At 57.9% G+C, this 11945-nt stretch carries 10 protein-coding genes; 1 reads left to right on the plus strand and 9 read right to left on the minus strand.

The genetic code is table 11. The annotated features are described in order from the left end of the window. Nucleotides 1-796: 796 nt before the first annotated feature. The 9 genes from AC3A4Z_RS21890 to AC3A4Z_RS21930 all read right to left on the minus strand — a co-directional run bounded on the left by AC3A4Z_RS21890 (nt 797) and on the right by AC3A4Z_RS21930 (nt 11157). Complete coding sequence (locus AC3A4Z_RS21890; protein ID WP_207597845.1) at nt 797-1477, minus strand: hypothetical protein; 681 nt, start codon at nt 1475-1477, stop codon at nt 797-799. Between the two features lie 59 nt (nt 1478-1536). Next, a complete protein-coding gene (locus tag AC3A4Z_RS21895) occupies nt 1537-1809 on the minus strand; it encodes a helix-turn-helix domain-containing protein (RefSeq protein ID WP_242703682.1) in 273 nt (90 codons plus the stop codon). A 39-nt stretch (nt 1810-1848) separates the two neighbouring features. Further along, nucleotides 1849-4410, minus strand: a complete 2562-nt coding sequence (locus AC3A4Z_RS21900; protein WP_207597843.1) for a DEAD/DEAH box helicase — start codon at nt 4408-4410, stop codon at nt 1849-1851. Continuing rightward, on the minus strand, nt 4410-6539 hold the full coding sequence (locus AC3A4Z_RS21905) for a site-specific DNA-methyltransferase (protein WP_207597842.1): 2130 nt from the start codon (nt 6537-6539) through the stop codon (nt 4410-4412). Before AC3A4Z_RS21905 ends, AC3A4Z_RS21900 begins: the two co-directional genes overlap by 1 nt. Before the next feature lie 162 nt (nt 6540-6701). Next, nucleotides 6702-7022, minus strand: coding sequence for a hypothetical protein (locus AC3A4Z_RS21910; protein ID WP_498714372.1), 321 nt, complete (start codon nt 7020-7022; stop codon nt 6702-6704). Nucleotides 7023-7119: 97 nt separating this feature from the next. Further along, nucleotides 7120-7602, minus strand: coding sequence for a hypothetical protein (locus AC3A4Z_RS21915; protein WP_207597840.1), 483 nt, complete (start codon nt 7600-7602; stop codon nt 7120-7122). Nucleotides 7603-7714: 112 nt separating this feature from the next. Further along, nucleotides 7715-8446, minus strand: a complete 732-nt coding sequence (locus AC3A4Z_RS21920) for a hypothetical protein (protein ID WP_242703680.1) — start codon at nt 8444-8446, stop codon at nt 7715-7717. Between the two features lie 356 nt (nt 8447-8802). Then, a complete protein-coding gene (locus AC3A4Z_RS21925; protein ID WP_207597839.1) occupies nt 8803-9744 on the minus strand; it encodes a hypothetical protein in 942 nt (313 codons plus the stop codon). 120 nt (nt 9745-9864) lie between these two features. Further along, nucleotides 9865-11157, minus strand: coding sequence for an abortive infection family protein (locus AC3A4Z_RS21930; protein WP_207597838.1), 1293 nt, complete (start codon nt 11155-11157; stop codon nt 9865-9867). A 207-nt stretch (nt 11158-11364) separates the two neighbouring features. On the opposite strand from AC3A4Z_RS21930, the gene AC3A4Z_RS21935 reads away from it, so the two are divergent. Next, the gene (locus AC3A4Z_RS21935) at nt 11365-11943 is read left to right on the plus strand and encodes a recombinase family protein (protein WP_207597837.1); all 579 of its coding nucleotides are present in this window, start codon (nt 11365-11367) and stop codon (nt 11941-11943) included. The last annotated feature ends 2 nt before the right edge of the window (nt 11944-11945 follow it).

Here is an 11945-nt window from a genome sequence, read left to right on the forward strand (position 1 = left end):
AGCTCTGCGACGGACCGGCAGCACCCAACAGCCGGCCACGGAGCGAAGCGGAGAGGACGCCCAACAGTGCTCGCCCGCGAGCACCTTGGTCACCTGCCGGCGCAACCCGGCAGCCCTCCCCCACATTTTTGAAGTCCAGACCTACGTTCGTATTGGCACATCAGAACAAACCGAAAGGGATGGACATGGATCGAGATAGGACTTTGCTGGATTTGGCCCGGATGAACGCGAAGATCGCCGCACTTGAGGGTCAGCCAATCCGTCAGATCACGGCGGCCATCAGGCGAGAGGCAGAAGCAATCAGGTTCGTTGTACCGGATGTGACCGTGAGTGCTTGGGCGGAAGCTGTCCATCGCGGTGACGAATTCCGGCTGCGCTGACCTGGCGCCAGCGAACTTGGTACGGTGGCAGTGTCCCGCCACGGTCTTGCCCCCATATTCCCTGGTGGGATGATTTTTCCGACGAAGGGCCGACTCATGGGATTTTGGAACCTACTGAACAAGCGGGGCACTCGAGGTGAGCCCTTGGCAGGCACCGTAGCCGCGGCTGAGCCTGCGCCGCTGTCGCTTGCAGAGCAGGCAGACCTAGACGGTGCATTGGTTGAACTCAACCTGGCCCTTAGCGAGTCCAATGTGACGTCCCTTCGTGCTTGCAGCCGAAACGGGCGGCATTGGGGCGAGGACCCTGAAGCGATTCGGGCGATTGCTGCCACGATCAGGGGCGTCACGCAGGAAGCGGCTCAAGGATTGCCGGATGGGCCGGCGCCCAAGGAAGGGTAAGCGGCTTATCGCCTCAGTTACGCTTCCGCAGGAGCAACGACGTACTTCTCATTCCCATCGCCTTCGAAGCTGCCGGTAGTCGTTGTAGTGATGCTTCGGATGCCACCAGCGGCGACAATCCGCTGATGGCTTATCAGCTGCCCCAGCGCCTTGCCCTCAGGCGTGGTGACATTCCGTCCGATGTGCTTTGGGCCTAGATTCACTGCCAACATGGGTTTGGGGTTGAATCTCCAAAGCTTTTGCTGGTGGTCCAGAGTGGGAGAGCAAACCTGGCACGCGACATAGCTATTTAGCTGTTCTACTTCCGTCCTGCTGAGGATGTGTGGCTGAGCGTAGACCAGCGACAGGTGATTTAGCGTTAGTTCCCCGTCGCCATTGAGCACATGTGCCCAGGCCTGCTTCCGGTCAAGGACATGCCGGACATGAAAGCATTCGGCGAGGTGAACCCGTCGAGATCCACTTGCGGTGATGACGAAGATGGGCTCCTTCGAGCGCAACTTTTCGTCTACTTCCAACTGTTCTCGCGCTATCTGCGCCCTGATATCGTCCCAAGACATGTCCGGTTCAGCTACGGCAGGATCCCACGGTGTACCCCGAAGATCAGGTTCCGAACCGCTCCGCCGGGAGCTCCCGTTACGTATTTCGGTGACCAGCGTGCGGAGATCTTCAGGGGATATCCGCTGGGGATCGACACTCACGTTCTAGCCTTCCGTTCTTTGGGAACCATTCCGTCCCGACAACTCTGTATGTGCCATCCTTACAGCTGCTCAGCCGCTTCGCTCTGGGCCTGGTCCTCGATCACTTCCGGCGCCTGACCCGTCCTAAGTGTGTTCCGGTTTTCCCAGACCCAATCCTTGACCTGATCTCTGGCAATCAACCACGTCTTCTCGACCTGGTAAGCAGGAATCACTCCGTTTTGGAGCCACCGGTACACAGTGTTTCGGGATAGCCCGAAGAGTTCTTCGAGGTGCTGAGGCGTCAGCCGCTCGGGGTACTTAGCGAAAAGTGCTTCAAGGTACTTGGGGTCCATGCTCAGTCCGTCCCGCCGCATATTGCGGTGCTCTTAAGATCAGTACGCCACAGCAGACTCGCGGTAGGCAGAGTCTGCATCTATCGCATCCAAGACAATTTTCCGTATTTCCGGCAAGGTGAAGTCGAGGACACGCAGTTCTCCATCTATGCGAGAAATTGACTCGATGCGATGAAAACTCTCGCCGTAGACCTCTGCGAATCGCGCTAGGCCCCGTAGCTTGGGCAGTGCATCGGGTAGCCACGACCCATGAGGATCGACGATGCTGGCTCGTACACCGTGACTAGTGGTGACAAAGAAGAGGAAGTCGGGTCTGAGTGTCCTCCAGGCTCCGTGGACGTCCTGATAGGCGATGCTCATCGAGTCGCGGCCGCCGGTAGGGTTGCGATACCAGGCGAGTAGGTCGCCGCGTTGAATTTCGGTATCGAGCACCTGAATCTCGTCGGGGTTAAGTTTCCCTACTGGGAACATGCCATCTTCGTCCGAGAGCAGGTGGAGCGGGCGCTGGTCGAGTATCTGGGTTGCGTCGCCCACGGCCCGGCGCGTTTCCTCCTGTCGGTTTTTGGGCAACGCCATGGAAATCAGCTGAGGGTCCGTGCTCATGGCCGTAATCTCCGCATACAAGCTTTGACGGGACTCCGACAGCGTCTTGATGGCTACGCGGTGCTTGCCCAACCACTCCGACGAGAGCAGATCGGCAGCCGCATCCAGCGATGGCCGGGTCTGCGGCAGCATCGCGAGCCCTGCCACGCGTACGTGAGCGTCACGGAGAACATCCTCGTCCTCGGCGTCTGCTGCAAGGTGGTCTACGTAGGTGCGCGCGATGTCTGGGGTCACTGTTCGTGTGGCATGACGGAATGCTTCCTGGATGGCGCGGTCATCCGCCGCCTCAGTCCAGGTTTCGTCGGCCCTTAGACCGTAGCGCGCGTGTCCGCGGACAGTGCCGCCGGCTACAGTCCGCACGTCCGACTCGGCTTTCTCGAGCTCGTTCCGGTACTGCGCAGACAGCCCGTTGAGGACCCCGTGCAGGCGCTCATGAGCTATCCGCCCCGCCTCCGGCACCAAGCCATCCGCCGCCAGCGCATGAGCCAGAGAGGTCAGGCGCTTCATTGGGTTCGCATGCTTACGGGGCAACGTTTCGGCAGGGAGTTCGGCGAACAGCGCCCACACCGAATCAGGAACCCTTTCGTTCGGCCTCATGAGCTGCGGGTCGATCAGAACACGCTGACCGGTTCCAGTTCCGGTTTCGCTGAGGTCATTGCCCATGATCTGCTCAAGCACGCGGCTGGCCGTGGCTTTGTTAAACCGTGGAAGGATGCACTCGACACTGTTTAGGACGTCGTCACCCTCAACTCGACGCGCGAGAGGGGTACGTATCATCCGGCCCAAAAGCTGGGTGATGTGTGTTTCATCCTCGGCTGGACGGAAGGAAACCATTACCTCTGCACGCGGACAGTCCCAACCTGTGCTGATGGCATCCTTAGCCAATATCACCCGAATATAGGCAGCGTCCTGCACTCGTTCCGGTGAGATGTAGGGGACGTTGTGCGCACCGAAAGTTTGAGCAGTATGTTCACCAAAGACGTGCGCGAACGCCTCGGAGCCGATCTCGGGCCATTCATGCCGGATGACATCAATGGCAGAGGCCACCTCTGTCGGTGAAGGCTTGTTCGGCACTTGCAAAACCAGTAGGGGCGCAATGGGGTCATGGTCATTTTGTGCGGCGGCGTATGCCGCCCAGGCCGCCGACATCTCCTTCACCTTACGAACGCCGCGCCGCAGGAGAACGGTGTTAAAGTCTCCCGTCTCTGCGGGGAAGTCGAGGACGATGTCATCTTTGAGGAGCCCCGACTCCTGAATCCGAACAGGATCCACGGTAATGGTCCGAAGATGCACCCGGTTGTCCTGCACTTCGGCAGCACTCATGGAGTCCTCGAACCGCTTTACCGTCGCAGAGATACCCCAAACGATCGGAACAGGCGGAACGGAGCCGTGACCGTTGATGAGACGCTTCACGATAGTAGGCGTGTCAGATGATGCCCTCCGTCCCATACCTCGGTGAGCCTCATCAAGCACCATGTACAGCGTGGTGCTCTCATCCTCAATGGTGTTTCGCAGCGTGTCCCAAAACGTGAATGGCACAGTGTCCGGGTTTGATTCCATGCCCGGCAGGGCGTCAGCAGCATCGTGACCCCGTACCAGCAGACTATTCCGTGACAGCTTAGAGGTATTGAGGAAGTACACATGCCCGGGCTGCAGCTTCCGGTATCTAAACGGATGTTCGACCGTGACCAGCCGGTTGCGGAGTCGGTCAGAAGCTTGCTCCAGGCGATACCTGGTCTGCTGGTTCAATGAGGGATCGTCGCTGAACCACAATACGACCGCACCTGGATCAGGGACGGTTTCGAAGTCCTCGCTCCCCCAAAAAAGCGCTTCAATAACCCCTGCCGCCATCACCGTTTTGCCGGCACCAGTCGTGGCTGTGAGTGCTACCGACGAAACCCGCTTCCGCGCGCCGTGGTAGAACTCGCGTGCATCGGTCAGCTCTGCCAAGGTGTCCCCGACAGCGTCCACCTGGTAGTCCTTGAGAGTGAAGCGCATTAGAAGTCACCATTGCTTTCGCAGTTCCGGAGGTAATCCTCATAAAGACGGACGGTTTCAACACCGGGGATCTCGTTTGCGATCTGCTGGTAGCGGCCCTCGTCGTTCGTAACGATGAAGACGATCCTGAGGCTCTCCTGGGGCTGAAGCGCAGCTATGAATTCGGTTGACCGGTCAAGGTCTTTGATGATGCCGTAGGCCTCGGCAACCGCCCACCCTGGCGAGAGATCGTCTATGCATCTCCCCCTTGCGCCAGCACGCAGCCAAAGCATCGGAGCAATTGCCGCAAACGCGCGGTCAGTGCTGACCTGCCACAGTGACTCGTAAGTGAGTGTGAAGAATGCGGCGTTTTCGTTGAAGCCGTCAGCCATCGAAAACTCATCGACAAACTTGTAGTCGCCCTTGATCGGCTCTCCATCTGGAGTGCGACCCGTAATCGCTGCGAGAATTCTGGGCTTCGTGATGTAGTCACATATGCCCCATTGCTCCCACCGGGCGTCGCCTGGACGCAGTTTCTCCCTGCGTAACCGTGCTTGCTCCTCAGCTGAAACCTCGTTGTTCGTCACGGAAATGCATTGCCGGCTGCCGCCATCCTGCCGGTTTAGCCGCATCAAAGCATGGGCAGTGGTTCCGGAGCCGGCAAAGAAGTCGAGCACAACTGCTTCGGGCTTGTCGCTGACAAAGAGCCTGAGTGCATCCTCGACCGCATGAAGGCTCTTCGGGAACGGAAACTTCCTGCCGGGGAGGAATGCTGTCAGAAGAGTGGAGCCATACTCAGAGGCATTGTGCGAAGGTGTGCGCCACTGAGTGAAAGGAACCTGAGCTCGAGATTGCACACCTACTCTGGTCGCTAGAATCGATCCGTCTTCCGCTCGGCCCTTGATCTCAAACCTGCCGGACAACACCTCGGCATATGCCCCATCCGAGAGGTAATTAATCACGTAGCCGTAGGCGGTTTTCCGGCCAATTCGCACCCGTCCCTGGGAGAGACGGGACCTGAGTTCTTCTGGACCTATCTGCCATCGGCCTTCTGACCCATTCCGACGCAGTGGCAAAGTAGTGATGAGGCCAGGAACTTCCGGGGCCTCGTGCTTATCAGCGCTGAGGGGTGCTCCGACCTGCTCGATTCGGCCAGTGGCAGGATCGACATAGATTGGATAAAAGAGGCCCGGCCGATCCGCACGAGCTGAGTTCGACCCGCGACGCATCATGGAGCTCCAAGCGGGCTCGGTATTGTCGTCGCTCGCTGCAGTGTCGCTATTGCCAAAGCTTCCCGACCCCCACTCCCCACCAAGTTCCAACCTTTGTGGGGCGGCCGCGCCCAGCATCACGAAGAAGATGTACTCGTCGGAGCGGCGGAAGGAATCGCCGCGCGAAACTCCCTTGGGGTTAATGACGGTAGAGATCATCTGGATACGTGCATCGTCGAACGTCTGCTCCAGCAGCAGCCCGAGCCTCAAGTATTCCTTCTCATCGATTGTCACGATCAGAACAGAGTTTTCGGGCTTGAGGAGTCGCTTGGCCAGCTTGAGCCGTCGCTCCATGAACGCAAGCCATTTCGAATGCCGGTAAAGGTCATCGCCCTCGACGTAGTCGTTGTTGTACTTCCAGTCACGGGCGCCTGTGTTGTAAGGCGGATCAATGTAGATCACGTCCACAGCCTCTTCGTGAGTGAAAGTCAGCTGTTCGAGCACATGAAAGTTCTCGCCATTGATGACTGTGTGGAAAGGCCTATCCCCGCCTCGCTCCACTGTTCCGTCAGGGCGCAGCCCGGGGTAGATCCAGTCGCGAAATTCGGCCACCAAAATGAGATCGTCCCGCTGCACGGTGCAGACCTCACCCTCGGAACTGTCCAGGAGCGAGATCTCAGCGGCGTCACCAATTAGCTCTGTGACGCGCCAGAGTCGTTGGTCACCACGACCGGTCGATCCTCTCGGAGGCAGGATCCGTACCTTGCTTCCCTTGCGGATCTTATGTCCTGCGAGTTCGACGGCCTCGGGAGCATGTCTTTCAAAATTGAGCCCGAACGGCAGTCGCTTCTGCAATGGAAGAATCTCGTCTTCCAAATCTTTGCCAAGCTGCTCGTCAAGCTGCTTGGCAGCGCGCAAAAGGTCCGTGAGCCGCGACATTTCCCCATCCTTACTGAGACATGAGTGAGTCCGCGTCACACGCAAACTGCGCGGGCGCGAACTCAACTCCAACCCTACCCGCGCGGCTTGGGTGGTTCAGACCTCGGGGCAGGGCTTACAGGACATGTCGAAATGGAGGGAGTCAATGGCGAAAAGACGCCGCTAAAGCTTGTCGATCCAGGTGTCTTCTTCGCGGTTATCCCAGGCAGATCCCGTGCGTGTTGGCTTGGATCCACGCAGGCCGTGGATGCGCTGAAGAATCCTCCGAACCTCCACTGCCTGAAGCTCCCGGAGGCTGGATACTTCACGAACGACAACTGATTCGATCAGGGCCTTGCGATCGGCCTGACCTGACACTCCGGCCTCCTCGAAGGCATCACGGATCTCTTGTATTTGTTCTGCTTTGATCGGAAGCGGTGCGATGACGTTTGGAGATGGGGCAGGCTCGTCGATCTCGAAGAGTGAGGAAGCTTCGTCGTACACAGGCATCGATCTTACTGGCAGCGCGAGAGGCAGATAGTAGGTGATGGTCCTGGAGGAGTTTGTCGGACCACCTTATGCGCCTGCAAAGGGCCCAGCGTTATCTCCCGCCGGATTGAACCGGCGTCAGCCAGCCGACTCCCTTATATGCGAGGTAGGCGAGGGTTCCGATCACAATGATGTGAAGGACAATCGTGATGCCGTCAATCCCCTGGCGGCGAAGGGTTTCGATGATGTCCTTCAGGTGCAGGGACATCAGAGGCCAGACCACCAAGAACAACGCCAGAAAGCCTGCAAGCAGAACACAGGCGTTCATCCATGGCTCACTGGTACCCCGATAGACAGCCAGAAGCGCCAGAGCCTCACCCAACCCAATGAAGAGGGTGAAAAACAACAGCACCGGGGATTGAAATGGATTTGTGTCCCAGTGGACACGACGGCCAGGTTCATTAGTGCTGTCGTCTTTGAGGCCGGCCCCCGCACCATACCTGCTTGGCTTCTTTTGTAGCCATCGTGACTCAAAGGCGGCGGCGAGCAGCAGCACAGGTATGACCTGCGCAAGCAGGGCATTGAAGTCGGCCACGTATCTCCTAAGTTGGGCCTAGCTGAGGCTCCTCTGGGCGACACGTCTAAGGGCGTTACTGTCCTATTGGAGCTAGTGATTCTCCATACCCCCGCGTGCCCGGTCCAAGCCCCTATGCTGAAGGACGCGCCTTAATCACCGCGGGAACGCGATTCAGGCCGGTCAACCAGTCATGTACGGGCGAGCTGATCGAATTGACGAGGTTGAATACATCGCGAGTCCGTTCCGCTGCATCTACCTCTAGCAGTGTCTCCATGTGCGATACGCGATTACGCAGCCCATGAAGCCGGTACACACGCCAGAAGGTCGTTTCCCCGTCAGGGTCAACAACATTCGGAAAGGCGTTCACCAGCGCTTCTTTCCACATCCGTTGACGATTTCGGTTTTCTCTATTGTCAGCAGCATTGTTGAGGTGGTTGGGTAGCAGGTCCTTCCAAAGTCCGAACGTCACCTGCGCCAAGACGTCGTCATGCGTTACATCCATGCCATGACGCCAATGAGCCGCATCCCGCTTCTTCTTGGCCGAATTGGCCTGCTTAAGCGCTTCCACCCTCTTCCCTTGGCTTAGGCTGCGAAGCGGGGCGGCCGGGTCTTTCAGGAGCCAGCTCTGGTCAACCTTTAGCTCGGCAGAATTCCATTTCTGTAGCTCGGCGTCCATGGCGTTCCGGAGGACCACTTCCGTAACGCTAAGCAGTTCTTGAAAGGCTGAGGTCAGCTGGAGATTCCAGCCATATAGCGAAAGGGCGAGCTTCTCATCACCTGCCGAGGCCTTCAAATACGGCTCTAGGCGTGAGCGGTGAAAAGAATCAATAATTGCGCCACGAGTCTGCCGTCTGTCTGCCATGGACTGTATCTTGCCAGATCGGGCTCTGTACCCATGAAGTAGACATCACACCATCTACGTGTACTACATGGTTGTCATAACGCCCTACGCATGTGTAGTGTTGTGGGCATAGAAGGTGAGGACAGGGTCTCTCATCAACGAGATTAAAAAGGTCTGCAGGACGAAAAGCGCCTGCAGGCTTTTTTTGTGCTCCGTCATCGTCGTGTGTTCGTGAACCGGCTCGGAGAAGGAAGCAGCTTGCGGTCCTACAGAATGACCAGGAACCAGCTCCTGCATTGACGTGCATAAGTGCGCCACGCGAGTGTTCCATTTTCTTACAAACGGGACGCGCCAATATCCTCCATCGGCTGTTGTAGTCACCTTCGTTCTAAGGCCTGCTCAGGTACGAGCCGGAATGCTTGGCGGCGCTGGTAAACGACGGGCTCTACTATCTTCAGATCGCTCAGACGGTCCAAAGCCAAACCTGCGGCGTCATCAGCCGCTGCCTCCAGGTCTACTGTGGACAGAAGACTTATGAAGGCTGAGCGTCCACCGTGAGCGGTAGCCTGCAGAGCGTCCCTGTACATGGGCCGGTTGACGATTATGCCACCCCCATCGTCCACAGCCCGGGGTGACCTTCCATGGTGGTCGCGGCGAACAAACTCCCGCTCCCCATGGCTGCCGAAAAAGTCTCCCGATTCGTCGCTCAGACGGTTCAATGCCTCTTCCTGGACGTCTGGATCGTAGAGCCTACGCAAGAAAAGGGTGGCTCGCCGCTGGGCCGCTGTGGACAGGCCAAAGCCAATAACAATCGCGAACGCTGCTATGCCTAGAAACGGGTAGAAGAGTTCCGAGGGGAGCTGCAAATCACCGACGTTGAAGTACGTTCTGAGGCCGTATACCGAGACCAATAGTGCACCTGCCGTGGCAAACGGCCATGAGCGAGCCTTTGAAAAATCAGCCGACGCCTGGGTCGCTGCGGCTTTGACGTTTGTCCTCATAGTCAGGGTTGGGTCCGGCCGGGGCGCCGTGCCCATCTGATCCTTCACTGCGCCTGCCTGCATGGCTGCCACCACCTGGCTGACAAGCGACAGAGGAACTAAATCCGTAGACGGATCGGTATGGCTGCTCCCTGGGCCTCTAAGTTCGGCGCGCGCAGCCATGAGAGCAACTTGCCGTTCGTGCTGCGCTGCTGTGGTCTGGGGCACTTGCAGGTCTTTGAGTTCACTATCGATGGCCGTTAGGAGTCGATCTTTAGTCCGTTCAGTACCAAGATCGATTCCCAGGAGCGCAGCAATTTCAGATAATTCGGTAGGCATCTCCAAAACTTACCGGGCACCACTTGGACTGGACCAACACGCTAGCGTTCCACTTCCCTAGTGGGACTGTCCTATCCAGTGGCACAGACGTAGGCTCCCTCCAAAAACGGAGGCTCCTGCTTATTGTTTACAAGCGCCAGTACTAGGATCATCCCCCGGTGTCGGAATCTTCCCGGCTTCAATGCGTGCGTGCCATGTGTCAAGGAGGAATTCGGCGACCGTCACCGTGCTGTTCAAAGCAAGGCGTGCATGGCGAGGTCGCAGAGTGCTGCGGGTCGTTCGTCCATGTCCGAGTCCCAGCTGGTTACGAAGCTCTGCTATGCCTTGCACACTTGTCGTTAGGGCTCGAAGAACCAAATGGCTGGCCTCGCTTCCCCTAACGTTCTCCTCCACCGACTCCGCGTTCAGGGCCAGCAACGCGGCAACTTTCTTGTAGAGCTTAGGAAGGTCATCGTTCCTTGTGTACTCCACGCTGCTGTATTCAAGAATGAGCTTGCACAAAGATTCAATGAGCTCCTTACAAGAACCAATCGCCGCAGATGGGTCAATTTCGATAACCCTCTTTATCCGGTCAAGGTGTTCTTGAAGGACCGCGGGATCAGTGATTGCTGGACGGTTTTGGAGGAGATGGAAGGGTGCCGATCCATGGAATCCCGCAATGCTCCGCCATGCATAGAGGGGTCGGCCGCTGATGCTGGACTTCTCGTAAAGCTCGTACCCATCCGGTCTCAGTGCATCGTTTAAACCGCCAAGAAGAGCAGCAACGTCTTCCGGGTCAGTCCGGACTGCTGGATGCAGCATTTCTGCAAGGAACCTCAACAGCATGCCATCAGTCGCCAGGTCGAACCTGGCATCGTAGAACACCCAGTCGAAGTCCCAGTCATCGTTGTTGACACAATGTTGCCAAACCTCCAGCTCGGCATTTTCGAATCGCGGGTCTTCACTGGGCATTGCCGCAAGGTCGTAGAGTCTCTTCAGAAACTCGGGTGGATCAAAGCGACCCGCCCAGTTTCTTCCTCCGGGTGTCTTCTTCAAATGCTCCAAAATTCGAGTCCGCGTCACTTCGGTGATTCTGTTGCCTGCACCGATGTATTCAATCCGACCCGAACTAACCAGTCGGAACCCTTCACGGCTCAGCAATCCAGCAAGTTTTTCCCGATCATCCGGCGTAGCCAGGGCAATAGTCCCCTCATAGACCCTAAGGACTCTGACAATGTGCTCCCAGTCTGACCACTGCACCGAAGCCTCATAATCAGACCAAAGGGACATGCGCACGCCGCTGAATGATTGACCCGACCCGGGCGCAAAGCCCTCATCCCGCCACATTCTCTCGATGTCATGGACGACAATCCCCCGCGCCTGCTCACGAAAAGCGCTTCGGAGCCGTGCAGGGATGTATTCGACTGAGGCCATAGCTGATTCTCTCAGTCACCACTGACTACCAGAGGACGCAGCCGCATACCGTCGTCCCACTTCCTTGGAATCAGGACACCTGTCAGTGGGACACTCCCCCAGCAATCTGATCCGCACCGTTCCGCGTAATCTTCGTGTCCCGCATGTTATGCCAAAACGCCCGCCATAGAAGGAGGTCACAGACGCAACTTTCGGTACGGTGCTCGGATGGAAATCGGATATGCGCGAGTCTCAACCGCCAAACAGGACCTAGGGCGGCAACTGGATGCGCTGGCGGTCGCCGGCATCACCAAAGTGTTCGCTGATAAGAAGTCCGGAGCCACAAGGGACCGGCCCGGCCTTCGGGGGGCGTTGGACCATGCAAGGGCCGGCGACGTGATCGTTGTGCATACCTTGGACCGGCTGGGGCGCACGGTGCGGGACACTCTGAACCTAATGCACGAGCTCAAAGGGCGCGGGGTGGGTGTCCGGACGCTGGCTGATCCCCTGCCAATCGACACATCGAACCCGGACAGCCCCATGGCGCAGCTGGCGGTAGTAATGCTGGCGCTTTTCGGAGAGATGGAACGAACTTACGCGTCCGAACGGGCATCCCATGCGCGGGCGGTGGCCACGGCACATGGCCGGCGGACGGGCCGGCCTTCCGTAGTCGATCCTGACAAGCTTGAACACGCCGCCATGCTGCGGGAGAAGGGCATCCCGATGCGGGAAATTGTCAGCAAAACGGGACTGGCCCGAACAACGCTGTACCGCCACCTACCGCCTCGCCAGGACGATAAGGACTAAGA

This window comes from Arthrobacter sp. Soil_C_49, assembly GCF_057656635.1.

Bases quoted from the DNA above. Each gene is read 5' to 3' on its own strand.
- AC3A4Z_RS21895 (WP_242703682.1), bottom strand. From the start codon at position 1,809: ATGGACCCCAAGTACCTTGAAGCACTTTTCGCTAAGTACCCCGAGCGG.
- AC3A4Z_RS21900 (WP_207597843.1), bottom strand. From the start codon at position 4,410: ATGCGCTTCACTCTCAAGGACTACCAGGTGGACGCTGTCGGGGACACC.
- AC3A4Z_RS21905 (WP_207597842.1), bottom strand. From the start codon at position 6,539: ATGTCGCGGCTCACGGACCTTTTGCGCGCTGCCAAGCAGCTTGACGAG.
- AC3A4Z_RS21920 (WP_242703680.1), bottom strand. From the start codon at position 8,446: ATGGCAGACAGACGGCAGACTCGTGGCGCAATTATTGATTCTTTTCAC.
- AC3A4Z_RS21925 (WP_207597839.1), bottom strand. From the start codon at position 9,744: ATGCCTACCGAATTATCTGAAATTGCTGCGCTCCTGGGAATCGATCTT.
- AC3A4Z_RS21930 (WP_207597838.1), bottom strand. From the start codon at position 11,157: ATGGCCTCAGTCGAATACATCCCTGCACGGCTCCGAAGCGCTTTTCGT.
- AC3A4Z_RS21935 (WP_207597837.1), top strand. From the start codon at position 11,365: ATGGAAATCGGATATGCGCGAGTCTCAACCGCCAAACAGGACCTAGGG.